Origin of the sequence: Terrilactibacillus tamarindi (genome assembly GCF_009718825.1) — a bacterium.
GTDB lineage: Bacteria > Bacillota > Bacilli > Bacillales > Sporolactobacillaceae > Terrilactibacillus > Terrilactibacillus tamarindi.
Genome location: NZ_WNHB01000014.1, coordinates 37178 through 62906 on the forward strand (window position 1 = coordinate 37178; position 25729 = coordinate 62906).

28 protein-coding genes are annotated in these 25729 nt (G+C 36.1%); all 28 read right to left on the bottom strand.

The genetic code is table 11. The features are described from left to right. Positions 1–21: 21 nt before the first annotated feature. Entirely contained in the window at positions 22–1101 is a 1080-nt protein-coding gene (gene flhB / locus GMB86_RS09630) for a flagellar biosynthesis protein FlhB (RefSeq protein WP_329602862.1), read from the bottom strand. Continuing rightward, the gene (gene fliR / locus GMB86_RS09635; RefSeq protein WP_155219080.1) at positions 1098–1895 is read right to left on the bottom strand and encodes a flagellar biosynthetic protein FliR; all 798 of its coding nucleotides are present in this window, start codon (positions 1893–1895) and stop codon (positions 1098–1100) included. Before fliR ends, flhB begins: the two co-directional genes overlap by 4 nt. Then, positions 1892–2161 (bottom strand): flagellar biosynthesis protein FliQ, encoded by a 270-nt coding sequence (fliQ, locus tag GMB86_RS09640; protein ID WP_155219082.1) that lies wholly within the window; start codon positions 2159–2161, stop codon positions 1892–1894. Before fliQ ends, fliR begins: the two co-directional genes overlap by 4 nt. Before the next feature lie 24 nt (positions 2162–2185). Beyond that, the gene (gene fliP / locus GMB86_RS09645; RefSeq protein ID WP_155219085.1) at positions 2186–2863 is read right to left on the bottom strand and encodes a flagellar type III secretion system pore protein FliP; all 678 of its coding nucleotides are present in this window, start codon (positions 2861–2863) and stop codon (positions 2186–2188) included. After that, positions 2856–3533, bottom strand: coding sequence for a flagellar biosynthetic protein FliO (locus GMB86_RS16095; RefSeq protein ID WP_155219087.1), 678 nt, complete (start codon positions 3531–3533; stop codon positions 2856–2858). Before GMB86_RS16095 ends, fliP begins: the two co-directional genes overlap by 8 nt. An 11-nt stretch (positions 3534–3544) precedes the next feature. After that, positions 3545–3907 carry a response regulator gene (locus GMB86_RS09655; RefSeq protein WP_155219089.1) on the bottom strand — a complete coding sequence of 121 codons (363 nt, stop codon included), beginning with the start codon at positions 3905–3907 and terminating at the stop codon, positions 3545–3547. A gap of 21 nt (positions 3908–3928) precedes the next feature. Beyond that, positions 3929–5137, bottom strand: a complete 1209-nt coding sequence (fliY, locus tag GMB86_RS09660) for a flagellar motor switch phosphatase FliY (protein ID WP_155219091.1) — start codon at positions 5135–5137, stop codon at positions 3929–3931. After that, the gene (fliM, locus tag GMB86_RS09665; protein WP_155219093.1) at positions 5130–6125 is read right to left on the bottom strand and encodes a flagellar motor switch protein FliM; all 996 of its coding nucleotides are present in this window, start codon (positions 6123–6125) and stop codon (positions 5130–5132) included. The genes fliY and fliM overlap by 8 nt, the downstream gene beginning before the upstream one ends. 41 nt (positions 6126–6166) lie before the next feature. Then, entirely contained in the window at positions 6167–6607 is a 441-nt protein-coding gene (locus GMB86_RS09670) for a flagellar basal body-associated FliL family protein (protein ID WP_155219095.1), read from the bottom strand. Continuing rightward, positions 6586–6822, bottom strand: coding sequence for a flagellar FlbD family protein (locus GMB86_RS09675; protein ID WP_155219097.1), 237 nt, complete (start codon positions 6820–6822; stop codon positions 6586–6588). Before GMB86_RS09675 ends, GMB86_RS09670 begins: the two co-directional genes overlap by 22 nt. A 53-nt stretch (positions 6823–6875) precedes the next feature. Beyond that, positions 6876–7682: a flagellar hook-basal body complex protein gene (locus GMB86_RS09680; protein WP_155219099.1), complete on the bottom strand. Its 807-nt coding sequence runs from the start codon at positions 7680–7682 to the stop codon at positions 6876–6878. A 77-nt stretch (positions 7683–7759) separates the two neighbouring features. Continuing rightward, the gene (locus GMB86_RS09685; protein WP_155219102.1) at positions 7760–8155 is read right to left on the bottom strand and encodes a TIGR02530 family flagellar biosynthesis protein; all 396 of its coding nucleotides are present in this window, start codon (positions 8153–8155) and stop codon (positions 7760–7762) included. Beyond that, positions 8148–8612, bottom strand: a complete 465-nt coding sequence (gene flgD, locus GMB86_RS09690) for a flagellar hook assembly protein FlgD (RefSeq protein WP_155219104.1) — start codon at positions 8610–8612, stop codon at positions 8148–8150. The genes GMB86_RS09685 and flgD overlap by 8 nt, the downstream gene beginning before the upstream one ends. A gap of 3 nt (positions 8613–8615) precedes the next feature. Then, complete coding sequence (locus GMB86_RS09695) at positions 8616–11441, bottom strand: flagellar hook-length control protein FliK (protein ID WP_155219106.1); 2826 nt, start codon at positions 11439–11441, stop codon at positions 8616–8618. A gap of 53 nt (positions 11442–11494) precedes the next feature. After that, a complete protein-coding gene (locus tag GMB86_RS09700; RefSeq protein ID WP_155219108.1) occupies positions 11495–12136 on the bottom strand; it encodes a MotE family protein in 642 nt (213 codons plus the stop codon). Between the two features lie 22 nt (positions 12137–12158). After that, positions 12159–12596, bottom strand: a complete 438-nt coding sequence (gene fliJ, locus GMB86_RS09705) for a flagellar export protein FliJ (protein ID WP_155219110.1) — start codon at positions 12594–12596, stop codon at positions 12159–12161. Beyond that, a complete protein-coding gene (fliI, locus tag GMB86_RS09710; protein ID WP_155219112.1) occupies positions 12586–13911 on the bottom strand; it encodes a flagellar protein export ATPase FliI in 1326 nt (441 codons plus the stop codon). The genes fliJ and fliI overlap by 11 nt, the downstream gene beginning before the upstream one ends. Then, on the bottom strand, positions 13908–14645 hold the full coding sequence (fliH, locus tag GMB86_RS09715; protein WP_196220183.1) for a flagellar assembly protein FliH: 738 nt from the start codon (positions 14643–14645) through the stop codon (positions 13908–13910). Before fliH ends, fliI begins: the two co-directional genes overlap by 4 nt. After that, on the bottom strand, positions 14638–15648 hold the full coding sequence (fliG, locus tag GMB86_RS09720) for a flagellar motor switch protein FliG (RefSeq protein ID WP_155219116.1): 1011 nt from the start codon (positions 15646–15648) through the stop codon (positions 14638–14640). The genes fliH and fliG overlap by 8 nt, the downstream gene beginning before the upstream one ends. 13 nt (positions 15649–15661) lie before the next feature. Next, positions 15662–17257, bottom strand: coding sequence for a flagellar basal-body MS-ring/collar protein FliF (fliF, locus tag GMB86_RS09725; protein ID WP_155219118.1), 1596 nt, complete (start codon positions 17255–17257; stop codon positions 15662–15664). A 43-nt stretch (positions 17258–17300) separates the two neighbouring features. Further along, positions 17301–17603 carry a flagellar hook-basal body complex protein FliE gene (gene fliE / locus GMB86_RS09730; RefSeq protein WP_329602857.1) on the bottom strand — a complete coding sequence of 101 codons (303 nt, stop codon included), beginning with the start codon at positions 17601–17603 and terminating at the stop codon, positions 17301–17303. Between the two features lie 11 nt (positions 17604–17614). Beyond that, on the bottom strand, positions 17615–18061 hold the full coding sequence (gene flgC / locus GMB86_RS09735) for a flagellar basal body rod protein FlgC (RefSeq protein WP_155219120.1): 447 nt from the start codon (positions 18059–18061) through the stop codon (positions 17615–17617). Position 18062: 1 nt separating this feature from the next. After that, on the bottom strand, positions 18063–18443 hold the full coding sequence (gene flgB, locus GMB86_RS09740; RefSeq protein WP_155219122.1) for a flagellar basal body rod protein FlgB: 381 nt from the start codon (positions 18441–18443) through the stop codon (positions 18063–18065). Between the two features lie 372 nt (positions 18444–18815). Beyond that, positions 18816–19592, bottom strand: a complete 777-nt coding sequence (gene codY / locus GMB86_RS09745) for a GTP-sensing pleiotropic transcriptional regulator CodY (protein WP_155219124.1) — start codon at positions 19590–19592, stop codon at positions 18816–18818. 138 nt (positions 19593–19730) lie between these two features. Then, entirely contained in the window at positions 19731–21122 is a 1392-nt protein-coding gene (hslU, locus tag GMB86_RS09750; RefSeq protein ID WP_155219125.1) for an ATP-dependent protease ATPase subunit HslU, read from the bottom strand. Positions 21123–21138: 16 nt separating this feature from the next. Then, complete coding sequence (gene hslV / locus GMB86_RS09755) at positions 21139–21681, bottom strand: ATP-dependent protease subunit HslV (protein ID WP_155219127.1); 543 nt, start codon at positions 21679–21681, stop codon at positions 21139–21141. Positions 21682–22233: 552 nt separating this feature from the next. Beyond that, on the bottom strand, positions 22234–23541 hold the full coding sequence (gene trmFO, locus GMB86_RS09760) for an FADH(2)-oxidizing methylenetetrahydrofolate--tRNA-(uracil(54)-C(5))-methyltransferase TrmFO (protein WP_155219129.1): 1308 nt from the start codon (positions 23539–23541) through the stop codon (positions 22234–22236). Between the two features lie 17 nt (positions 23542–23558). Then, complete coding sequence (gene topA, locus GMB86_RS09765; protein ID WP_155219131.1) at positions 23559–25637, bottom strand: type I DNA topoisomerase; 2079 nt, start codon at positions 25635–25637, stop codon at positions 23559–23561. Positions 25638–25729 lie beyond the last annotated feature (92 nt).

Here is a 25729-nt window from a genome sequence, read left to right on the forward strand (position 1 = left end):
AGGGTCCTCCTTCATGACCAACTAGACTTTGCCTTTCAATTGATAGACATAGGCTAAAATTTCTGCGACCGCCTTAAAAAACGTTTCAGGTACTGAGTCACCAATTTCCAATTCTTTGTACATAGCTCTTGCTAACGGCTTTTTTTCGACGATAACAATATCATTCTGTTTCGCTATCTCACGTATTTTTAAAGCAAGATAATCGGCACCTTTGGCAACAACTTTTGGTGCTTCCATTTGGCTGTTATCATACATTAATGCAACGGCAAAATGAGTCGGATTGGTAATCACGACATCGGCCTTTGGAAGTTCTTGCATCATACGACGCATGGCCATCTGTCTTTGTCTCTCTTTAACCTTAGACTTGATTAATGGATCACCTTCACTCTTTTTATACTCATCCTTAATATCTTGTTTCGACATTCGCATGTTTTTTTCATAATCGAATTTTTGATATAAATAATCAAGAAAACCTAAAGCGATGAGTCCAAGAGAAGAAGCGATTCCCATTTGCAAAACAACTTTTCCGATGATAGGAAGGCTTTCACTTATGGGTTTGACCATGGTTTGCAGAACACTCGTACGATTAATCCACAAAACAGAAAATGTAATACATCCAATGACCAGTAGTTTAAGTATAGATTTTATCAATTCCACGATGGCTCTTAACGAATAAATGCGTTTAAAACCTTGGATTGGATCCAATCGTTCCATTTTAAATTGGAGGGATTCTGTTGAAAAAACAAATCCTACTTGCATTAACTGACTCCCGATCCCCATAATTAACGCCAAAATAAGAATAGGAGCGATTAATACACCAAAAGCTTTGAAAATATGAAGATTGAAGGTCTGGATATTGTGTTCGTTTAGTGGTGTATTTAACCAGTTAACATAAATATCTGACATAAACTGTAATAGTGATTGCCCCATGTTCGCACTTATGACCATAAATAATAAAAAAAAGGCGAGCATGGACAACGCAGTGCTTAAATCGATACTTTTTACAACTTGACCTTTTTTTCTTCCTTCTTGTCGTTTTTTAGGTGTCGCCTTTTCAGTTTTTTCACCTGCAAAGTATTGGAGATTTAGTCTCCGCATTATGGAGTCCCCCCCAAATACTTCATATATTCAATCATGATTTGGGTCATTGAATCAGAAATAGAGCGAAACATGATAAATAATATTGGGAAAATAAAGATAAGCAAAATGAATCCAACGACGATTTTTAATGGCAAGCCGACAACAAAGATGTTAATCTGTGGAACCGTCCTCGCGACTAATCCAAGAGCAACATCGACGAGGAATAAACTTCCGACAATAGGTAGAGCCATTTGAAAACTGATGGCCACCATTTGCATAAATACCGTGACAACAAAATGAACGGTTGTTCCATCCATCAAATGAATGGACAACTGATTAATTGGGACAAGAGAGAAGCTGTACAAAACACCGTTGAGTAACATATGGTGTGCATTAATTCCTAAAAAAAATAAAATGGCTAAAGTATATAAAAATTGTCCTGTTATCGGGGAAGTTGCACCATTCTCAGGGTTTATTGTATTTGCGATAGCAAATCCCATTTGAAGGTCGATAAAGGCCCCTGCGAATTGAATGGCATAAACAATTAAACCACTCACAAATCCAATCGTTAGCCCAACTAAAACTTCTTTTGAAATCAGAAGAACATATAATTCATTAAACTGAATGGGTTGTTTGTGTACAAGTACCGTTGTTACAATGAACGAAAGAATCAATGCTAATCCTAGTTTAACAGCAGCCGGAATGGTTCGATAAGAAAAAATAGGTATTACAACAAAGACGCTCGTCAAACGCATTAAAATCAATAAAAATGCTGGAAACTCATTTAATATGGACACAGTGGTTTGGCCTTTCATTTAATAAATTGATCAAGATTAGCAAAGATATTTTGCGTAAAAGTTAACATTTTTGAAAGCATCCAAGGTCCAAAAATAATTAAACCAAGCAATACAGCAACGATTTTAGGAACGAATGCAAGCGTTTGTTCTTGTATTTGTGTTGTTGCTTGGATAACACTTACGATAAGTCCAACAATGAGCGAAATAGCTAAAAGTGGTCCACATACCATTAGAACCGTATAAACACCTTTTTCAGCAATCGATAATATCATTTCTGAGCTCATTACTTACACCGCCTTTCATTCAAATCAATAACTAGAAAGGATTGATTTGACAATGAGATACCACCCATCAACCATAATAAAGAGTAATATTTTAAATGGTAAAGAGATCATGACTGGCGGTAACATCATCATCCCCATTGCCATTAATATACTTGCCACAACCATATCGATCACTAAGAAAGGGATAAAAACCATAAACCCCATTTCAAAGGCTGTTTTTAGTTCACTAATCGTGAATGCTGGCACTAGTGCTGTCATTGGGATATCTGTTACTGTTTTAGGTTGTTTGTAATGACCATAATTCATAAATAAAGCTAAATCCTTCTGTCTTGTTTCCTTAGCCATAAACACTTTCAATGGATCTTGTGCTTTCTTGACGGCTTGTTTTTGAGAAATCGTTCCTTTTAAATATGGGTTGAGAGCATCATGGTTAATCTGATGATAAACAGGTGCCATAATAAAGAAAGTTAAAAACAAGGCAAGACCGATTAACACTTGATTAGGTGGCATTTGCTGTGTCGAAAGGGATGTTCTAACAAATGACAAAACGATAATAATACGAGTAAATGATGTCATTAACAAAAGGATCGCTGGCGCAAGGGATAGGACCGTCAGTAACACCATTAACTGAACGGTTGTTGCCACATCATGAGGATTATTTGTTATCATGCTCGTATTTAATCCTGGAATAAGATTATTCATGCTTGTTATCCTCTTCTTTAACTACTTTTTCAATGTGCTTTTCTCGGTTAATTTGCAGTGATTTAATTTTCTCAGAGAAAATTGATTGAAATGAGTGACTTTGTGTTGGATGGTTTTTTTTCTGAGTTTTATCAACCGTCCATCCCATCATTTTCTTCATATTCCTTTGAAACACATCAGGTTCGTCATTTTTCTTAGTTAACGTCTTAATTAATTCACGATCGTCGATCTCTTTTAATAATTGAACATTTTCTCCCACGCCAACGACCAGAACTTCATCACCTATACGAATTAATTGAATTGAGCGACGATTACCAACGGATACGCCACCTATGTTTCGAATCGCACCCGCCTCTTGATATGATTTTGAACGTTTAAGCATTAATTTATATAAAACATAAATCAATGCCAAAACGATGGCTAAAGCCCCAATCAATTTTAGGAAAATAAGAAAAACGTTTGTTTGGTTTTTCTCAAGTCCTGAGCTGGTTGTTTGTAACTGGTTGGTCCTATTTTCTGATTTTTTCGGATTACCTTTTTGGTTATTATATTGGTTGTAGACGGAATTATCGTTGTTAGAACTTTCTGCCAATGCTTTGACACCTTGTCCGACAAAAACAATCCCAATGACAAGACTTAACATTAGCCACTTTCGAAACACCTTTGCCACCTCTTTACTCCTTAACTTAAAGCTTTTTTAATCGCTTCAATTACCCGATCGGCTTGGAAAGGTTTAACGATAAAATCTTTTGCTCCTGCTTGGATTGCATCAATAACCATGGCTTGTTGTCCCATAGCCGAGCACATAATAATTTTAGCCTGAGGGTCAATTTCTTTTATTTTTTTCAATGCACTGATCCCGTCCATTTCTGGCATTGTAATGTCCAATGTCACAAGATCGGGTTTGAGCTCTTCATACTTACTTACAGCTTCAAATCCATCAGACGCCTCTCCAACAATTTCATAACCATTTTTTGTCAAAATGTCTTTAACCATCATTCTCATAAATGCTGCATCATCAACTACTAAAATACGTTGTCCCATTATTATTCCTCCAATGATTATCTATATTTTATTTAATCTATCTTTTTGATTTAATATTTCTGTAATCCTGACCCCAAAGTTTTCATCGACTACAACGACTTCTCCTTTAGCAATATACTTCTGATTAACTAAAATGTCTATGGGTTCTCCAGCTAATTTTTCTAGTTCAATGATTGATCCTGGACCAAGTTCAAGAACTTCTTTAATTGTCTTCTTTGTGCTACCTAACTCAACACTTATATTAAGTGGAATATCCATTAGCATATCAATATTTTGAGGATGCGTGGGATTACTTTCTTCTTCAAATGTTGAAAATTCAGCGGTTTGAACATCTTGATAGGCGGGCTTTTTCTTAGGTTGTTGGTAGGGTTCAGACCAATGATGTTCTTTTCTTTCTTCGTTGATATTTAAAGAGGATTCTTCATCTTCAAAACTAGAATAATGATTTACTTCCTCCTCATCATCTACGGCTATTTGATTATCCATAGTTGGAACTGGTATAGCAGCACTCGTTTGCTCTGATTGATTTAATAATTTCTCAACGAGTGTTTTGGCAAAGTCGAGAGGGATAATTTGCATAATGTTTGAGTCGATTAATGAACCTACTTTTAAATCAAATGAGATCTGAAGCATCATATCGTCTTCAGGCAAATTTTCTATCCCTTCATTTTCCTTTAAGTTCATTATCTTAGTAATTGGTGGAGATATATCCACTTTACGATCAAAAACAGTCGACATGGAAGTGGCAGAGGACCCCATCATTTGATTCATCGCTTCTTGTACCGCACTCAATTCCATTTCATTAATTTCACCTGATACATTTTGGCCGTCTCCACCCATCATTAAATTAGCAATGATACTCGCATCATGCATTTTAATGATCAGTAAATTTGAACCTGTAAAGCCTTCAGTATAATTTACTAGAATAGAAACATAGGGTACAGGAAATTTACTTTCTAACTCATCTCTTTCTATTAAACTGACTGTTGGAGTCGTAATATCTACTTTCTGATTTAAAAGGGTAGATAAGGCTGTTGCAGCACTGCCAAATGAAATATTTCCAATCTCTCCTAAAACATCTTCCTCCATTTCACTTAGAAAATCTCTTAGATTATGGGAAAATGTTTTTAATCCAATTTCTGCTGTGTTTGAAGACTCTTCTGTATGATTTATGCTATTTCCAAGAAGCGCATCGATCTCTTCTTGCGTTAGTTTTCCGCCATCACTCATTTGTTTCATCCCCTCCTTCAATCGGCTTAATTATTTGGACAGCCATATGTTTATTTTTTTTCCCTGGTTGGGCTAAGAAAGTATCAATCTCTCCTACTTTTACCTTGACCGGCATCCCCACCATTTGATCTAGCTTAATTACGTCGCCAACATCCAAATTTAAGCATTCTTCGACACTAATTTTCGATTCTCCAAAGATCACTTTTAAAGAAACAGAGGACGATTCGATATTCTTCTTCAGTGCTATCTCTTCATCTGGTGTTTTATCAAATTTTTTCTCATTCATCCAATAATGCATGGACAATTTTTGTATAACAGGTTCAAGTGCCACATGTGGTAAACATATATTAATCATGCCACTCGATTCACCAATGGTCGTTGAAAGAGAAATGACAATGACGGTTTCATTCGGCGAAATCATTTGCAGGAATAATGGGTTTGTTTCAAAACCCAATTTTTTCAGTTTTATCTGCTCTACAGATGACCAAGCCTCTTCAAACGTATAGAGAGCCTGCTTAAAGAGCTGCTTCATTAAATTTGTCTCAATTTCCGTTAAACTATCAATCTTATTCATACTGTTGCCGAATCCACCTAATAATCGGTCCAACATGGCATACGCAATATTAGGGTTGACTTCGATAATCAGTTGACCTTCAAGAGGTGGGACTTCCAATAAATTGATGACCGTTGTTTTTGGTACGGATCGAATAAATTCCTCAAAAGGTAATTGATCTATTGACGCTACAGTAATTTGCACATAAGTCCTAAGTTGGGCAGAAAAATAAGAGGTCAATAATCGAGCAAAGTTCTCATGAATCCGACTTAAACTACGAATCTGATCTTTTGAAAATCGTAAAGCACGTTTAAAATCATACTTACGCACTTTTTTTTCATTTTCTTCTTTTTTCAATTCTTCAGCATCCATTTCCCCTGTAGAGATCGCTGAAAGAAGAGCGTCTATTTCGGATTGTGATAAAACATCAGACATTATGTTTATGGCACCTCTTTTCTACTTCAAACCAACTTAGACTACTGGATGAGCTTCTTTGTTGTGTAAACATTAACGACTCGTCCTGACTTTAGGAATGCATTGATTTGATCTTTAATTAACTGCTGAAGGCGATCAATACCTTTAGAACCTTGAAGGTCATTTGGTGTTAAACTTGAAAGCGTTAATATAATGGCGTTTTTGACTTGAAATTCACGTTTTGTAAGTTCTTCTTTTGCATCCTTATTAGATACCTGAATTTTGAATTGTACATTCGCAAAATGACTATCTTTCATGTTTGTTGTTATTTCATCCGTATCAATCGTCAAATCATTAACAATGGTATCTATACTAACGTCTTTTTTTTGTGCAGATGTCTTATTTTGATGCATCATGTTCACGACAAAGAAACCCGCAACAGCTACAAAAATAAAGATAGCCATAATCGTAAATAAAATATTCATTCCCTTGCTTTTGAACAAGAGGACACCCCCTCATGAATGGCAGCTGACGAAACCAGTGGTACATTTTTCATAAAAGAGACGATTCTTTGATTAACCTCATCCATCGATTCCTTGACAACTAATTTCTTACCCGTAGTTAAGGTTATCGTCGTATCCGGTAACGATTCAAATTGTTCGATTAAAAAAACATTGAGATAAAAAGAATGCCCATTTAATTTTGTAAGTTCGATCATCGTAAGACAACTTAGGGCATACTATAAGCCCTAAGTCTTCCCCCTTACCTCAATTAGTTACGTTTTAAGTTCGTTAACTCTTGCAGGATTTGGTCAGCTGTAGTAATGACACGGGCATTTGCTTGGTAGCCACGTTGAGAAGTGATTAAACCTGTGAATTCATCTGTTAAATCAACGTTAGACATTTCAAGAGCACCTGATTTGATGTCGCCTTGACCAGTATATTCAGCTGCGCCTGAGTTAGCTGAACGTGCAAAGAGAGATCCTCCTACCTTCTCTAGTCCTTCTGGATTGGCAAAAGTAGCCACTCCAATCTGATCTAATCTTTCTAGTTGTTGATCGGATTTTCTAATTCCTGAAATAGTCCCATCAGAACTGATCGTTATGGAACTATAATCATTTGGGTTGAAATTAACCGGTGTACCATTTTGACCATTACTTAGAACTTTAAGTCCCTCTGAAGTGACTAGATCACGATTTTGGTCTAAATAAAAATTTCCTGCTCGAGTATAATACGTGTTTTTACCATCTGTTACTTGAAAATATCCCTCACCTTGAATCATTAAGTCAAGTGTACGTCCCGTTGTCTGAGCATTTCCTTGAGAGGCTATGGTATCAATAGAGCCAATTTGTGAACCAAGCCCAATCTGTGAGGCATTTGTTCCACCAACTCCGCTTGTATTTGCGGTTGACTGAGACGGTGTCGAACTCGTTAACGTTTGGTTAAATAAATCACTGAAGTTCGCTCTTCCTTTTTTAAAGCCTGTTGTCCCAACGTTTGCAATGTTATTACCAATAACATCAAGTTGAGTTTGATAGTTTTTTAATCCACTAACACCAGCATATAAAGATCGTAACATTTTATTTTCCCCCTTAGTTTAGGTTGTATCTGTCAGTCAACAACCTTTGGCTTCCTCAGTGTATGTAGGTCCAGCCATTAAGCATCATTTAAAATAATTGTTCCATTAATATTTGTAAAAATATGAGCTTCCGCTTCTTTCCGATTCATTGCGGTGATCACCGTATTTTTAGGTGCGCTGACAACAAGTGCAGCATCTTGCGTAATAATAAGGGAATCCGTAATCCCTTTATTTTTTGCTTCTATGAGTTTTGAGTGAATCTTATTCCATTGTGCGTTTGATAGATTAATATTTCTTTCATCCATCCTCTGTTTAGCATGTTTTGAGAGCTTCACCGGAAGTTGTTCTAACTCATTTGCTAAGACTTGATCAAAATTAGATGTTTTTTTCGTTTCACTTTTTTTTATATTATTTTGTTTAATCCCTTGTTCAATAGGGAATGGGTGATATAGATAATTATTGATTTTAGACATTTATATCATGCCCTTCCGATACAGTGACGATTTGAGAAGGACTTAAGGTCTGATTATCATTTGTTAAATATTCTACCGATCCGTTTTTCATGGTAACGCTCTTAATTGTGCTAGATATCAACTGGGTTGTTGTATTTCCTTCATCATCTGTTGATGGGCTATTCCATTCAATTTGTTTACCAATCATAGTTGACAAATTAGATAATTGATTTTGTGATTGACCGTTAACAAATTTTTCAAGTATGCCATTCATATTTTGCGTTTGTTCAAGGGTTGTAAATGAAGCCATCTGTGCGATAAAACTTTTGTCATCCATTGGTTGGGTCGGATCTTGATTTTTTAATTGTGTGATAAGGATTTTCAAAAAATCATCTTTACCTAAGATGCCATTTGATGTACTTGTGTGTTCAGATTTTTTAGGTAGGTAATAATCATTAGAAGCCGCTTCAACAACCATTTTTTATACCTCCTTTACTAAGAAATCGTGAAAGTCAGGTTGCCATGTTTCTATTTCTACTTGAGACGACTGACTTTTTTTATGACGGCGTTTTTGTTGTTCTCGATTTCTTTCTTCAGAAAAGTTCTGATTAAAATTCTCTTGATTAGTTGGCTTATACTCGTTTGGCTCATGTTTTAGGACATGGAGTTCATGAACGACAATATCATTGGACATCAATATATCCTTAAGTTCATGAATACCCGATTGCAATAATTTCTTAGTTCCGTCAGACTCTGAGAATATATTTGCAGATAATCCATTTTCGTCTTGATTTAAAACTATGTGGATCGTTCCTAAATGGCTTGGATTAAGCTTAATGATTAGTTCCTGCGAGTTTATAGTTTTCAAATCAACGTGAGAATTTTCTAGCCATGCCACTAATTTGTCATTTATTTGAGTTGACACAGAATTTGTTGTGGCTGATGGATTATTTTCATGGATTGAGAGTTGTTCAATCTTACTCGTTTGGCCATGAAGTGACTGAAATAATGACTTTTTATGATCTAATTGATCTTCTTTATGTGTCGATTTCTGGCCTTGTTCTTGTTCTAATCTCAAAGTTTGACTTCTCGTAAATCCATGTTTTAAATTGCTAGAATGGTCATGATACCCATTTTTAACCGTGTTTTGACCTTGTTTCCTATCCATTGTCTGTGAATGAAATTCGGTAAACCTAACATCCTTTTGACTTGATTTTTCAGGCGAGTACGTTTGTCTTGCGTCTTCGAGTTTATCTTGTTTGCTTCCCGTAATCATTTGAATAGATGAAACTGAATGAGCTTGAATACATTTTTGTCCTTCTTTAACCACTGCTTTTTCATTCAGTAAGTTAACTCCAAGTGTTTCCTTATTTTGTTTGTCAATTTGAGTTGAGACTGAATTTGTCGTGGCAGATGGATTATTTTCATGGATTGAGAGTTGTTCAATCTTACTCGTCTGGCCACGAAGTAACTGAAATAATGACTTTTTGTAATCTAATTGATCTTCTTTATGTGTTATTTTCAGGCCTTGTTCTTGTTCTAATCTCGAAGATTGACTTTTCATTAATCTATGATTTAAATCTCTAGCATAATCATAGTGCCCATTTTTAACCGTATTTTGACCTTGTTTCTTATCCATTGTCTGCGAATGATAGTCGGTAAACCTAACATCCTTCTGTTTGAAAAAGGTTTGCTCACGATGTTCTATTAATGTTTCTTTTTCAACCATAGAGGGTGTTTTAAAAAATCTATTTTCACCTACGATTTGATTAAGATTGGGATATTGTTTATCCGTAATTAGGTCCTTAACATTTAATTGATGCTTCATTGTTTCATCATGATAAGGTATCGATTGGACTGAATTTTGTAAAGAAGCCTTTTCATTTGTCTTCTTCGTTGTCCGATTCTCACTAAGCAACGACAGGATATTTTTTATATCTTCTGAATGAAGATAAGTTGATTTTTCATAAGTCTTTTTATTTTCATGATTGAGATTTGTTTCATTTTTATCCGGCTCTCGAACGTTAATTTGAGAAGATTGTGTATCAATTTTTTTGGATGCTCTGTCTTCATTAACACGACTTGACTTTGACAAATTAGAAATAATTTTTGATTTTGAATCTATTTCTATCCCGTTCACAAACGATTTCTCTTCTGGTATTCTCTTATCTTTCAAAATAGAAGAACAGTTGAGTTGTTTATTATCTATTACATGTTCCTTTGAGAAATTATTGAATTTATCTTCACGTACTAAATTGAGATTATTCCTGGTTATTTCTCGATTTGAATGTTCAGTTTGGTTTAAAGTAAATCCATCCATCTCTTTAGTTTTATTAAGTCGATTTTCAAGAATCAAACCGTCAACATCTTTTTTAATCTCTTTTAATAAAGGACTTGGTGGGTGATACTCTACTATTTCTTGATTCATACCTTGATAACGTTTTCCATCAGGTCCTTCATTAGGATGACTAACCTGGTTGATCTCATCTCTCATCACTGTCTTTCTAAGAGGCAATGTAGGTTTTCCCATTTCTTTTACATGAGAACTAGTTTGATCGGCATTACCTTCTCCACTATGTTCGAGTCGATGAGTAAACTTTTCATCTATAGAATCTTTCTTTGACTCAATCATCGTTTCGTTTTGCGATTTAAACTTTCTCACAGTTTTCACCGATTCATGGTTAATATGATTCGTCACTCTCACGTGATTGGGTGGATCGTACTTAGAATGATCTACAAGCTTACGGTTATCATCCAACCTAACAGGTTGTTGTCCTTGTTCCGTAACGGGAATGTCACGTGGAATCATATCGACTTCCTCTTTTATCGAGCGAGTTAGATGTTTTTCTTGCTCCGAGTGAGAAGGGCCTTTATCTTTCTTAAAAAGATAAGGTCTTTTTTCGCTCTCTGAAGATTTGTTCTGAAAGACTTCATTCGTATTCTGCGTATCAGAAATCGATTGTTTAGGTCCGATCTTCTCATTTTTTAAGTGATCGGATGGAGAACGATGACGATTATCTAAATCTGAATTTCCAATGTCTTTATGAGCATTTTCATCAATAAGAGAGGATTTTTTTAATTCTTTAAGGGTGATATGATCAATAGATTTTGGTCCGATCGCATCATTAAGCATCTGATCTTTTTTAAAATTCTCTGTTTCACCATTTTGATTAGTTGATCCCTTTTTCATTTTCATCCAACTCTGAAAAGTTACCTGAGGACTCATCTTTAATTTTGTGGATCTCTTTTTATTCGATAATAGGTTTGACTTAACCGTAATTTTCTGTGCGATGGTTTTCGACTGCAATAGTTTCACCTCCTTTCAATTTAAGAATGATAATCACAAAAATGAAACCATGATTAAGGCGTTTCATTTGAAGGACTAGATGATGTTCCCGCGCTAGAAGGATCTGTTGTATTGCCAGTGTTACCTTCCTGTTGATCCGATGGTTTCAGTAATTTCGTTATATCCGCTGCTTTAGCTGGATCCATATTATTTAAAATTTGTGCTTTTGTTTTATTGTCAAGCATGTTTATATAAGCCGAAGCATCGTCAATATTCATTTTTTCAAAGATCGCAGCTGCTTTTTCTGGATCCATATTGCGATAGGTTTGATTAACCAAATCCGCTTTTGATGGACTTGTTTGTGATTGATCGGTTTGATTCGTTTTTTTAGTTGAACTTGCTTCTTGAATCTGCTTATTTAAGGCATCAATTTGATCTGATTTTTGAGTGATTTCATCACGCAACTTATTAATTGTTTTTGATTGTGATGCGATTTCTCTTCTCATGGCCGTTGCATCATTTGGAACGGTGTTGTCTTTAATAGCAGGTTGGTTTGTTTTTTCCGTTTTTCCATTGATCAAGCTTTTCATTTCTGCCATTGGGTTTAATCCAACAAAGTTCATAATCAGCAATGTTAATATGCCTAAAAACATGAGAGGAATAATAATGACAAGTAGCACTTTAATTATCTTTAATGCAGGGCTTGTCTTCTCCATTTCCACATAACCCCTTAGCCGTTTATTGTCTTATAAACTTTAGTGCACCCGTTTCGTCCATCTTTTGCAATTCTTTCTTTTTTTGGTTCATTTTATGATGAGAAAGCTGCGACTGCTTTAAACGTTCATATTTTTTAATTTCTATATTTTTTCCTTGTAAAATATCTTGAAATTGTTCTAAACGTTGCTTCACTTCTTCATACTGTTTGATTTGTTCTTGTATCTTCCTATCAAACGAATCAATCGTATCTAATTCACGCGTGATCTGATGAATGGAAATAGATTCGTTAAATTTTTCTTGCAAAGAAGATTGAATGGTATTCTTTTTTTCTATTAATTGAAATAAACGATGCGCTAATTGCTCAAATAATTGATAGACAGTTTGATATTCTATTTCTAATTGCCTTTTTTCACTTTCTGCTAAATTCAAAACCCGTTCTAAAGAAAACTCAAACGCCATTTATACCACCCTCTCCAAATTGATGTATCAATTGGGATATCGATTCTTGTTGAGAAATGGATTTTTTCTCATCCTGTTTTAAAAATTGTAGGATAGAAGGATAATGTTTCACAGCATCATCAATTTCCTTCGAGGTTCCAGCTTTATATGCCCCAATCTGAATGAGATCTTCTGAATCGACATATTTAGCAAGTAACGACCGAAATCGATTAGCCACCATCCGATGATCTTGATCTACAATACCGCTCATTACGCGGCTTACACTTTTCAAAAGATTTACGGCAGGATATTGCCCTTTTTGAGCTAAAGCTCTATCCAGAACAATATGACCATCCAAAATTCCTCTTGCGGTGTCTGAGATCGGTTCATCTAAATCATCTCCATCAACAAGTACCGTATAAAAAGCTGTAATTGATCCATTTTGATCTGTTCCTGTACGTTCTAATAACTGTGGGAGAAGAGCAAACACAGATGGTGGATAGCCTTTTGTTGTTGGAGGTTCACCGACTGCAAGTCCAATTTCACGTTGGGCCATAGCAACCCTCGTTAAAGAGTCCATCATCATCAAGACATTTTTACCTTGCGACCGAAAATATTCCGCTATCGCAGTAGCCGTCATCGCACCTTTTATTCGTTTAAGTGCGGGTTGGTCACTCGTTGCCACAACGACAATTGATCTTGCCATTCCTTCTTTTCCTAGGTCCTTTTCTAGAAATTCCCGGACCTCACGACCCCGTTCTCCTATAAGCGCAATGACATTCAAGTCTGCTGATGTATTTCGAGCAATCATACCCATTAACGTACTCTTTCCGACACCACTACCGGCAAATATACCAACCCGTTGCCCTTTTCCGACTGTTAAAAGCGCATCAATTGATTTAACTCCAAGTTCAAGCTTTTCAGTAATTCTTGGCCGAGTTAGTGGATCGGGCGGCGATTGACTTGTCTGTACTTGGTCAAATCCATTCGGAATTTCAAAACCATCTAAAGGATGACCAAGACTATCACATACATGTCCAATTAATTTCTCACTAACTTTTATTTGCAGAGGTTTTCCTGTTGTTTCGACTAGACTTCCTGGTGCAATTTGTGTGACATCTGTATAAGGCATAAGCAAAATATTTTCGTCTCGAAAACCTACCACTTCAGCCTTAATTTTCTTATTGTTTTTTTTAATTGTTATGATACATACATCACCGATGGACGAAGCAGGTCCCTTAGATTCAATCAGTAACCCAACTACTCTTGTGATTTTTCCAAAGCGTCGATACGTATCAATGGTTTTAATCTGTTGTGTTAAATCTGCTAAGTTCATTGGCTTTCCTCTAAATGATCTAACAACTTGGATTTAATAACGGATAATTGAGTATCCACACTTGCATCAATTTTTCCAAGTGGTGTTTCGATCACACAATCGTTATCGTTAAAATCCATGTCACAGTGGATAAAAAGTTGAGATTGTTTCATGTACGTCTGCAGTTCATCAAAACAGTCATTTAAATAGTCAAACCACTTTGGAGAAACTGTGATATGGATTTCATTCTGATCTTTCACTTCATTTACAGCTTTCTTAACGAGACGGGTCCAGTTTTCTTTCTCGCTTTCTAATGATGTAGAAATAATTCTTTCTGCAATTTGTATGGATAAAAGAATGATATCTGGTTCAGCTTTCGATAGGATCTTTTGATACGTATGGTTGGCTTTATCGATAATGTTGCCTGCTTCTTTCAATTTGCCTGAATAAGTCTCATATCCTTCTAACTCACCTTTTGCAAAACCATCTTGATATCCTTCTTGACTTTTTTCTAAAACCTGTTGTTCACAGTATGCTTTGAACTGTAATTCCTCTTGTTTTCTCTCTTCCAATTGTTGTTCACTTAGTCTTTTTGCTTGCGTGAGAATTTCATCAGCCTTTTGCTGGGCTTGTTGGATGATGATTTCAGGAGTCAGTTCAGCATCTGTTTGGTTAATTTCTTGGAGTTTGATAGTATCTAGCTTAATGATTTTTTTCTTTTCTCTATGAAAAGGCGACTTAATGACATTAGACAATAATATCATCTCCCCCGCCGCGTGCGATCACAATTTCGCCGGCATCTTCAAGTTTTCGAATGATATTAACGATCCGTGTTTGTGCTTCTTCCACATCTCGTAATCTTACGGGTCCCATAAATTCCATTTCTTCACGGAAAGTTTCTGCCATTCTCTCTGACATATTCGAGAATAATACCTTTCTCACTTCTTCACTGGCTGTTTTCAATGCAAGGACAAGATCTTCATTATCGGTTTCTCTGATGATGCGTTGTATGGCACGATCATCAAGGACGATAATGTCCTCAAAGACAAACATACGATTTTTTATCTCATCGGCTAGATCGGGATCCTGCGAACCAAGATGATCTAAAATGTTTCTCTCAGTTGTACGATCAACTCCATTTAAGACATCAACAATAGCGGCAATCCCACCTGTTTGCGTATAGTCCTGAGTGACCGCCGTCGAAGAAAGTTTCTTTTCTAATACACGTTCCACTTGGCTGATCACTTCAGGTGACGTTCGATCCATTGTTGCGATCCTTCTAGCTATATCTGCTTGACGTTCTTGAGGGAGTGCTGACAGAATTTGGGCTGCTTGATCTGGATTTAAATAAGATAGGACTAAAGCAATTGTCTGTGGATGCTCCTGCTGAATAAAATTCAAAATTTGATGGGCATCTGTCTTTCTCATAAAGTCAAAAGGTTTAACTTGAAGTGTCGATGTTAACCGATTGATAACATCTATTGCCGCTTCAGGCCCAATGGCTTTCTCTAATATTTTTTTAGCGTAGCCAATTCCACCTTGTGAAATGTATTCTTGTGCCATGGCTGTTTGAAAAAACTCATCAACCACTTGTGCCTTTGTATCCTTATCAATCGTTCTGACTTGAGATATTTCGAGAGTTAAATCTTCCATTTCCTGATCGGTTAAGTGTTTGAAAACTTGAGCTGAGACCTCGGCACCTAATGTAATCAATAAAATAGCCGCCTTTTGTCGTCCTGTTATCTCTTTATGCTTCATATGTCAGCCCTCCTTAATCCTCAGAAAGCCAGCTTCTAAGTAATTTAACAAATTCAGTTGGATTCTGATTTGCCATTTGTTCCAATTGTCGGTATTTATTTTTTTCGGGTGTTTCCGATTCAATTGCTTCTTCAAGATTTGCTACTTTTGAATTTGATAGAGGTTGATCGTTACCATCATCCTCCTGAACTTCATTTCTTTTCCTTAACAATAAGATAATCAACAAAATAATGACTGCAAGTAAAATACCACCAGCAATATAAAACCAAAGATGCGATTGCTTTGGGGCTGGATTGGTGTTAGCCGTTTTCCCATTAAACTTACCGACAGAAACTACAGACTTTTGACTAATTGTGGCTGGATCTAATTCAGCCCCTTGGCTGTTTGTTAATGAAGTTTTAATAATTGTGTTTAAAATTTCTTTTACATCATTAACACTCTGTGCAGATAAAGATGTTGGTTGATTCGGCTTAGGCGGCTCAACCATGACCTGAATGCCAATGTCTTTAATTGTATAAGGGCTATTAACAATCGTTCGATGAATACGATTAAATTCATTATTAATTCGTTCCTCGACTTTTTTATAATTACCATTTGAATTCGTGTTTCCCTGGTACGTGGCAACGTCTTGATTTCCCGTTCCTACCTGTCCACCAGCACCATTCCCAGAATACGTTTCGGTAATTTTTTCAGATGATACCTGAAGACCTTCCATCGTCTGTTTATCAACAGGCTCAGCCAAATTTTCAGTTGATTTTTGCTGTGTAAAGTCAAGAGCTGTGCTCACATTGACAACGACTTTATCATTACCCATCATCATGCCAAGCATTTGACTTACTTTTTGTTGGATTCCTCTTTCAATATCTTGTTTTATTTGTCGTTGTTGATCATATTGAGCCAATGTTGATCCATCACCAGATGTTCCGTCAGACGTTTTGTCATAATAGTTAAAGTATTGATCAGTAATGACGATATTATCTTCAGGGAGGTTAGGTACGCTTTTTGATACTAGATGATATAGGCCTTGAACTTGACTATTAGAAAGTTGATAACCTGGATTTAAGTTTAGAACAATTGAAGCCGATGCCTTGGTTGCATCAGCATCCTGACCAACCCAAACGTTGCTATCAGGTAAGTTGATCATCACTTTAGCAGATTTAACACCTTTCGTTTGAGTAATTAAATGAGCAAGTTCCGTTTGCATGGCAGCACGTTCTAATACGTCGAATTCTTTATCTGTCATACCAAAACTGGCATTTTTACCAAAAAACGAATAGTCAATTTCTCCGGATTTGGGTATACCTTCCGCTGCTAATTCTACTTTTAAACGATCGACTTCTTCTTTTGGAACACTAATGGTTGAACCTCCATTAGATAACTTATAAGGTATTTTTTTACTATCTAACGTTTCTTTAATTTGCCCAGCTTCATCAGCAGATAAATTACTATATAACGGAGTATAGTGCTTTGCTGACATTAACATTGATAGAACAATCGATAGAATAATAACAAATAGTAAAGAGCCAATCATCCAACTCTTTTGTTTTTTAGTGGTACCCTGCCACTTTTCTTTTATTAGCTTAAATAGGTTTAATGCTTTTTCTTTCATTGCGACCTCCATATCGTGCTATCAAGTCGAGTTGGCAGGGTGATCATACTTGCATTCTCATAATTTCTTGATAAGCATCAATGGCTTTGTTTCTAAATTGCGAAGCTGTCTGCATAAGAACATCTGATTTAGCGAGCGAGATCATGACATTATGTAAGTCTTGATTCTTACCAGAGATAAGATCTGTGACTGCTTGATCCGATTCTTTTTGAGATTCATTCAGAGCACTGATGGCTTTGTCAAATACGTTTGAAAAAGATGTTGATGTTTTGCTAACAGATGAATCTGTTTTTGAAGATGTAATGACGTTCTGAAGTCCCTTCATATTAATAGCTGATATATCCACCGTTTAATTACCTACTTTCCAATTTCAAGTGCTTTCGTTAGCATGCTTTTATTTGCATTCATGACTGTGACATTCGCTTCATAAGACCTTTGTGAATTCATCAGATCCACCATTTCTTTCAATGGATCTACATTAGGCGTTCTAACATATCCATTATTATCAGCATCTGGATTATTCGGTTCATAGGTCATGTTAAAAGGTGTTTGATCCTCCGTTACTTTTGTAACTTTAACTCCACTTCCCGTAGAAGACCCTACTGCTTGATTTAAAAACGATTGAAACGAGCTATTAGCTGGTGACATTTCCACAATTTTTCGCCGGTAAGGCTGCCATTCTCCATTTACTTGCTTATCCCTCGTGGTATCAGCGTTGGCAATATTAGAAGAAATAACATCCATACGTAGCCTTTGAGCTGTTAATCCAGAAGCAGAGATATTTAAACCATTAAACATCCCCATTCTAGTTTCCTCCTAATACAGTTTTAAATTGATTAAACTTGTGATTAATAGCGGTTTCAAGGGCCTGGTAATGAATTTGATTTTGAGCCAATGTCGTCATTTGGGCATCAATGTCGACATTATTTCCATTACTTTGAATCGCACCAGCCGTACTATTTATAATATGGTACTCTGCATGATCACCTGAAAATGAGAGATGCCGTGTTTCCGTTTTTTTTGCCTGCATAGCATGGTCAAGTTCATCTTGGAAAACAACTTGCTTCGCCTTATAATTTGGAGTATCCACATTCGAAACATTCTGAGCCGTTACATTTTGGATCGCAACGGAACGGTTCATCGCTTTTTCTATTTTTGGTATCCATGTATTTGAGAAAATATCCATTACGAACCTCCTAATACTACAAATCTATAACATTATTTTAACAATAATTCGTGCTTTGTCTACGTATTTCAACCAAATTCTACATTTTGTTCATAATAAAATTCTATTGATTTAGGTATATAGAACTATTTGTATATCATATTTATTTCTATATTGTCAATAGACATTCCTCCCCTCTATTACGACATTTTTTTTACAAACATGTGACATTGCTAAATGAAAATATGACCTCCTAATTATCTTTTTTTACAATAAAGAAAACTTGCCGATTGCGGGGTCTATAAGACGCAGACACCTTTATACTTTCTTAAAGAGCAAAAAAAGGGTCTATCCGTTACTAACGGATAGACCCTTTAGAAAGTTTAGTTTGACTTATTCACCTTTTATACGATTTAATTCAAATAAAAATTTGTCATTTAAAACTTTAATATATGTTCCTTTCATTCCAAGAGATCGAGATTCAATGACACCCGCACTTTCAAGTTTTCTCAATGCATTAACGATAACCGAACGAGTAATACCTACTCGGTCAGCTATTTTACTTGCAACAAGTAAACCTTCTTTGCCATCTAATTCTTCAAAAATATGCTCGATTGCCTCTAATTCACTATAAGATAATGAGCTAATGGCCATTTGGACAATCGCTTTTTCACGAGCTTCTTCTTCAATTTCTTCGGTTTTTTCTCGAAGAATTTCCATACCAACGACTGTTGCTCCATATTCAGCTAGAATTAAATCTTCATCTGTGAACTCTTTAGAAATTCGTGAAAGTACTAATGTACCAAGGCGTTCTCCACCACCAACAATTGGGACTATAGTCGTCAAACCATTAGAGAATAATTCTTTATTTTCTGTAGGAAAAGCAGTAAATGGACTATTTACATCAAGGTTTGAAGAAGTTTCTCTTATCGTAAATAAGCTTTGTGTATACTCCTCCGGAAATTGTTTGCTTTCAAACATGTTTTTTACACGATCATTTTCAATTTCGAGTTTTAGAGATAGACCTAAAAGTTTACCACGGCGACTGACGACAAATGTATTTGTTTCAATAATGTCTCTTAAAGTTTCGGCCATTTCATTAAAATTAACTGGTGTTTTTGCTCCTTGAAGCATACTATTGATCTTTCTTGTTTTTTCTAATAATGACATAAATACTTCCTCCTGATATTTGATTATTAAACATTGACAATTCTAAAAATCAACTAAGATTAACACCGTTCAAAAGGATAGCTTTGAACGATAAAACACATAAGAATTGAAGGCTTTAATGAATATTAAAAAATGGAATTATAAAATGTATTGACTTAAATCCCTGTTTTTTACAATACTAGATAGTTTTTCTTCGACATACTCTGGTGTAATGGTTATTTCCTCTAAAGTTATTTCAGGTGCTTCAAAAGATAAATCCTCAAGCAACTTTTCTAAAATAGTATGTAACCGTCTTGCACCAATGTTTTCCGTCTCTTGATTCACTTCATAAGCAATCGAAGCAAGCTTATAAATAGCTTCGTCAGAAAATTTAATATTCATACCTTCAGTTTTTAATAATGCTTGATATTGTTTTAATAATGCATTATTTGGTTCAACTAAAATATTGACAAAATCATCAACAGACAAGCTCGATAATTCAACACGTATTGGGAACCGTCCCTGAAGTTCTGGAATCAGATCAGATGGTTTAGATAGATGAAAAGCTCCCGCTGCAATAAATAAAATATAATCCGTCTTAACAGCGCCATATTTCGTCATCACAGTCGAACCTTCAACGATAGGAAGAATGTCTCTCTGAACACCTTCTCTAGAAACTTCACCTGAATTTTGCCCTTTCCCGGTAATTTTATCTATTTCGTCGATAAAAATGATGCCCGTTTCCTCGGCTCTAGAAACCGCCTCTTGTGTTACTTCATCCATATCTATAAGCTTTAAGGCGGCATTTTGAGTTAGGACCTTTCTAGCTTCTTTAACGGTTAGTTTCCTTTTTTTCTTTTTCTTTGGTACGACACTGCTCAACATGTCCTGAAAGTTAATACCTGCTTGTTCCATACCCGAGTTTTGAAACATGTCAAACATGCCACTCGTCTGTGTTTCTTCTACCTCAATGGTAACCATGTGATCTTCAAGTTCTCCAAGTTCTAGAAGTCTTGCTGTTTGTTTTCGCTTTTCTTTTATCGAGTCCGTTATTTCTTCTTCCGTTTCCTGTTCGGATTTTTGACCACTAAACAACATTTCTAATGGATTCTTGGCCGTACTCGTTTTTGATTTCCCAGGAACTAGCAACTTAACAAGCTCTTTATTAGCTGTATCTTTTGCTTTCGATTGAACGTTTGCCATTTTTTCTTCTTTAACTAATCGAATAGCTGTTTCTACGAGATCCCTGACCATCGACTCAACATCTCTACCAACGTACCCGACTTCTGTAAATTTTGTCGCTTCCAATTTAACAAATGGGGCTCCTACTAACTTGGCTAAACGTCTAGCAATCTCAGTTTTCCCAACCCCAGTAGGTCCTATCATGAGGATATTTTTAGGAACAATTTCTTCACGCATTTTGTCATCTAACAGAGTTCGGCGATAGCGATTCCTTAATGCAACTGCTACAGCTCGTTTTGCTTTATCTTGACCGATAATAAATTGATCTAATTTCTGAACAATTTGCTTAGGTGTCAATGATGATGCCATCGGAAATCCTCCTTATTTATAACTCTTCGACAATAATATGATCATTCGTAAACACACAGATTTCTCCTGCAATGCGCAAGGCTTCTTTAGCAATCTCGCTCGCTGTCAAATTCTCTCCACCATAACTCTTCAGCGCCCTTCCAGCAGCAAGGGCATAGTTACCACCTGAACCAATGGCTAGTATTCCATCATCTGGTTCAATGACTTCCCCTGTACCTGAAACGAGTAATAAATCCTTCTTATCCATGACAATTAACATGGCCTCAAGCTGCCGTAACATCTTATCGTTTCGCCATTCCTTGGCTAACTCTACGGCTGCCCTTTGCAAGTTTCCATTGTATTCTTCTAGTCGGCCTTCAAACTTCTCATATAAAGTAAAGGCATCGGCTACAGATCCAGCAAATCCTGCAATAACTCGCCCATTGTATAGTTTACGCACTTTTCTTGCAGAATGTTTCATAATAACAGATTGACCAAGAGTGACCTGTCCATCACCCGCCATTGCACTGTTCCCTTTATACTGAATCGCAAAGATTGTCGTTGCATGAAATGTTTCCAAGAATCCATCCCCCTTACCCTTTCTTAAGATCAATCATAACCGTGTCCTCAAAACACCCATACATCATCAATGATAAATGTCTTAGCTTAAACAAATTCTTCACCAAAGATACATATGGATGAAATGTTTCTTTATATTCGTAATTATGTGATCTATTAGTTTGACTCTCCTAAAAGCGAAAGAAAACAAGTAGAAGTCAGAGCTATATTGACAATGTTACATTGGCCAAAAAAGTTTTTTCAAAACATAAAACACGCTTAAACAATGTATCTTTTGATTAAAGATAGGAAAACGCATTCAAACATATCCTTTATTAAGTAAATGAAATTCAATTTAAGAGACAAAGACATATGAAAGCAGCACAAACGTAAGAACCATCAATGAACAAAAATAGATCTTGCTTCACCAATGTTCTAACCTGACTGCTTTCGCTTGCCATTCTTTATGACTACTTTTGCTTTATCCGTTTGTTACTCATAGATCAATAAAAAATATTTTTATGTTTTGAATATCCTAAATATTATCACAACTATCACACGTTAGCAACTCTGTTTACATTTTTGTAACAAAATTCTGAATTGTATCGAGAGCCCTTTTAGCATGCTGAGCATTTCTTTCTTTTTTATTTCTGATTTTTTCTGGTAATACCGGAAACAATCCAAAGTTGGCATTCATGGGTTGAAAGTTCTTTGCATTGGCCGTTGTTATATAGTGTGCCATACTGCCTATGGCCGTCTCTACTGGGAAAGTCACTGGATCTTTTCCTAGAGCTAGCCTTGCAGCATTTATGCCTGCAACAAGGCCAGATGCTGCAGATTCTACATATCCCTCAACACCAGTCATTTGTCCCGCAAAAAACAAGTTTAGGTTCTCCTTATATTGATACGTAGGTTTTAACAATTTAGGAGAATTAATAAACGTATTTCGGTGCATAACACCATATCTTACTATATTGGCATCTTCCAATCCAGGTATGAGACGAATAACTTCTTTTTGCGCACCCCACTTTAGATGGGTTTGGAAACCTACTATATTATATAGGGTTCCCGAAGCATTGTCTTGCCTTAATTGAACAACCGCAAATGGACGTTTCCCTGTCTTTGGATCTTCAAGTCCTACAGGTTTCATTGGACCGAATAACATTGTTTTTTTCCCGCGTTTAGCCATCACTTCGATTGGCATGCACCCTTCAAAGAAAATTTCTTTTTCAAAACTCTTGAGCGGTACCGTCTCTGCTTGGATTAACGCTTCATAAAAACGGTCAAATTGCTCCTCCGTCATGGGACAATTTAAATAAGCCGCCTCTCCTTTATCATATCGAGATTTAAGATAAACAATATCCCGGTTAATGCTATCAATTTCAATAATGGGAGCTGCAGCATCAAAAAAATAAAAATAATCTTCTCCGGTTAGATCTGATAAAGCATCACTTAATTCTTTTGAAGTTAATGGTCCGGTTGCTATGATCGTTGGTCCATCAGGTAAACGTGTGACCTCTTCATTAATAATTTCAATTAATGGATGATTTTTAATCGCCTCTGTCACTCGATCACTAAACTCATGTCGATCAACGGCAAGCGCGCCCCCAGCAGGCACGCTACAAGCATCTGCTGAGGATAAAATAAGTGAATCCAAACGGCGCATTTCCTCTTTTAATATGCCGACAGCATTTGTTAAATCATTTGACCTGAGAGAATTAGTACAGACCAACTCTGCAAATTTATCAGTATGGTGTGCAGGGGTTTGTTTTACGGGACGCATTTCGTAAAGCTTAACAGGTACCCCGCGCTTTGCAATTTGGAAAGCTGCTTCGCTTCCTGCAAGGCCTGCGCCAATAACATGAACAACTTGTACAGTCATGGTTTTCTCCTTTATTTCTAATTCGTTTGATCTTCTTTATAGTCACAATGTGAACATTGAACGACTTTTCCCTTTTTAAGTTTTTTCTCAACGAGAAATTCATTACATTTAGGACACGACCTCTGAATAGGTTTATCCCAAGAGACAAAATCGCATTCTGGATAATGGTCACAACCATAAAAGATACGTCGTTTTTTACTCCTACGTTCGACAATTTCACCTTCATGACATTTCGGACATGCAACTCCCATTTTCTTTAAAATAGGTTTTGTGTTCCGACAATCTGGAAAATTAGAACAGGCTAAAAACTTTCCATATCGACCCATCTTATAAACCATTTCATGGCCACAATTTTCACATTCGATTCCAGCAGGTTCATCTTTTATTTCGACTTCTCTCATTTCTTTCTCAGCGACCTCTAATCGAGATTCAAAGTCTTTGTAGAAGTCAGAAATAACATTGATCCAATCGATGTCACCACCCTCGACAGCGTCAAGATTATCTTCCATCTTAACCGTGAAGTCAACATCAATAATTTCTGGGAAAAATTCCACAATAAGTTCTAGAACCACTTCACCCAATTCGGTAGGAACAAACTTTCGATCATCTAACGTAACATAACCACGCCGTTGGATCGTGTCAATGGTGGGTGCATAAGTTGATGGTCGTCCGATCCCAATTTCCTCCATTGTACGAACAAGCCTTGCTTCAGTATAACGTGGTGGTGGTTGGGTAAAATGTTGTTTTGGATCGATTTTTTCTTTCTTAACAATCATGCCATCTGTTAGTTCTGGTAAAAAACGATCATCGTCATTATTTGAACGATCATCATTACCCTCTATATAAACTTTCATAAAACCAGGAAATTTAATCTTCGATCCTGTAGCACGAAAAGTACAATCCGCATGAACAAGATCTGCTCTAACTGTATCCATAACAGCCGGTGCCATTTGGCTTGCAAGAAATCTCTCCCAAATTAACTTATATAATCTAAATTGATCACGACTTAAATATTCTTTAATGGCTTTAGGTTGTTGATTAACGGATGTAGGTCTAATCCCTTCGTGAGCATCCTGAGTTTTTTCTGATGTTTTTTTCTTTTTGTTATTCTCATTACCTAAGTATGATTCACCATAATGTTTACTTATGAATTGTTTTGCTTCTTCTTTAGCAACATCAGATATACGAGTAGAGTCTGTCCTCATATACGTTATTAACCCGGTTACTTGTTTCCCAATTTCGATACCCTCGTATAATTGCTGTGCTATCATCATGGTTTTTTTAGCTCTAAAATTTAATTTACGAGCCGCTTCTTGTTGAAGAGAAGATGTAATGAAAGGTAAAACAGGATTTCTAAGCCTTTCTTTTTTCTGTACATTTTTCACTTCAAACTCATCAGATTTTATTTTAGATAATATGCCATCCACATCATCTTTTGTATTAAGTTCTGTCTTTTTTCGGTTTAAACCATAGAAGGAAGCTTCAAATGTTTCATCTCCAGTTTTAAATAGACCTTTAATTGACCAATATTCTTCAGGTTCAAAGGCTTTTATTTCATTCTCTCTTTCGATAATCAACCGAAGGGCAACGGATTGGACCCGACCTGCACTTAAACCCTTTTTTACTTTTTTCCATAACAAAGGACTGATGTTATAACCCACCAAACGATCTAACACTCGTCTAGCTTGTTGGGCATTAACCAAATCCATATTTATTTTCCTTGGTTCTTTAAATGCATCTTTAATCGCTTGTTTTGTAATTTCATTAAAAACAACTCGGCACTTCGATTTTTCATCAATATCTAAACTGTGAGCCAAGTGCCATGCTATAGCTTCCCCTTCACGGTCAGGGTCAGCTGCGAGATAAACTTTCTTAGCTTTTTTGGCTGCCTTTTTTAAATCTTTTAATACAGGACCTTTACCACGAATCGTAATGTATTTGGGTCTAAAATGATCCTCAACATCAACGCCCATTTGGCTTTTGGGTAAATCGCGTACATGTCCCATAGAGGCCTTAACATGGTATTTTGAGCCAAGATATCTTTCTATCGTTTTCGCTTTAGCGGGAGATTCAACGATGACAAGATAATCTTCCATGAAAATTCTCCCCCTTTCTCTAATTGATAAATCCTCACTAATCTTAATGACTGTATGATTATTTGTCAAACATGATGCGTTAAAAATATTCA

Bases quoted from the DNA above. Each gene is read 5' to 3' on its own strand.
- fliR (WP_155219080.1), bottom strand. From the start codon at position 1,895: ATGAAAGGCCAAACCACTGTGTCCATATTAAATGAGTTTCCAGCATTT.
- fliQ (WP_155219082.1), bottom strand. From the start codon at position 2,161: ATGAGCTCAGAAATGATATTATCGATTGCTGAAAAAGGTGTTTATACG.
- fliP (WP_155219085.1), bottom strand. From the start codon at position 2,863: ATGAATAATCTTATTCCAGGATTAAATACGAGCATGATAACAAATAAT.
- GMB86_RS09655 (WP_155219089.1), bottom strand. From the start codon at position 3,907: ATGGGACAACGTATTTTAGTAGTTGATGATGCAGCATTTATGAGAATG.
- fliY (WP_155219091.1), bottom strand. From the start codon at position 5,137: ATGAGTGATGGCGGAAAACTAACGCAAGAAGAGATCGATGCGCTTCTT.
- fliM (WP_155219093.1), bottom strand. From the start codon at position 6,125: ATGTCTGATGTTTTATCACAATCCGAAATAGACGCTCTTCTTTCAGCG.
- GMB86_RS09675 (WP_155219097.1), bottom strand. From the start codon at position 6,822: ATGATCGAACTTACAAAATTAAATGGGCATTCTTTTTATCTCAATGTT.
- GMB86_RS09680 (WP_155219099.1), bottom strand. From the start codon at position 7,682: ATGTTACGATCTTTATATGCTGGTGTTAGTGGATTAAAAAACTATCAA.
- GMB86_RS09685 (WP_155219102.1), bottom strand. From the start codon at position 8,155: ATGTCTAAAATCAATAATTATCTATATCACCCATTCCCTATTGAACAA.
- flgD (WP_155219104.1), bottom strand. From the start codon at position 8,612: ATGGTTGTTGAAGCGGCTTCTAATGATTATTACCTACCTAAAAAATCT.
- GMB86_RS09700 (WP_155219108.1), bottom strand. From the start codon at position 12,136: ATGGAGAAGACAAGCCCTGCATTAAAGATAATTAAAGTGCTACTTGTC.
- fliJ (WP_155219110.1), bottom strand. From the start codon at position 12,596: ATGGCGTTTGAGTTTTCTTTAGAACGGGTTTTGAATTTAGCAGAAAGT.
- fliI (WP_155219112.1), bottom strand. From the start codon at position 13,911: ATGAACTTAGCAGATTTAACACAACAGATTAAAACCATTGATACGTAT.
- fliG (WP_155219116.1), bottom strand. From the start codon at position 15,648: ATGAAGCATAAAGAGATAACAGGACGACAAAAGGCGGCTATTTTATTG.
- fliF (WP_155219118.1), bottom strand. From the start codon at position 17,257: ATGAAAGAAAAAGCATTAAACCTATTTAAGCTAATAAAAGAAAAGTGG.
- flgC (WP_155219120.1), bottom strand. From the start codon at position 18,061: ATGGGGATGTTTAATGGTTTAAATATCTCTGCTTCTGGATTAACAGCT.
- flgB (WP_155219122.1), bottom strand. From the start codon at position 18,443: ATGGATATTTTCTCAAATACATGGATACCAAAAATAGAAAAAGCGATG.
- codY (WP_155219124.1), bottom strand. From the start codon at position 19,592: ATGTCATTATTAGAAAAAACAAGAAAGATCAATAGTATGCTTCAAGGA.
- hslU (WP_155219125.1), bottom strand. From the start codon at position 21,122: ATGGCATCATCATTGACACCTAAGCAAATTGTTCAGAAATTAGATCAA.
- trmFO (WP_155219129.1), bottom strand. From the start codon at position 23,541: ATGACTGTACAAGTTGTTCATGTTATTGGCGCAGGCCTTGCAGGAAGC.
- topA (WP_155219131.1), bottom strand. From the start codon at position 25,637: ATGGAAGATTATCTTGTCATCGTTGAATCTCCCGCTAAAGCGAAAACG.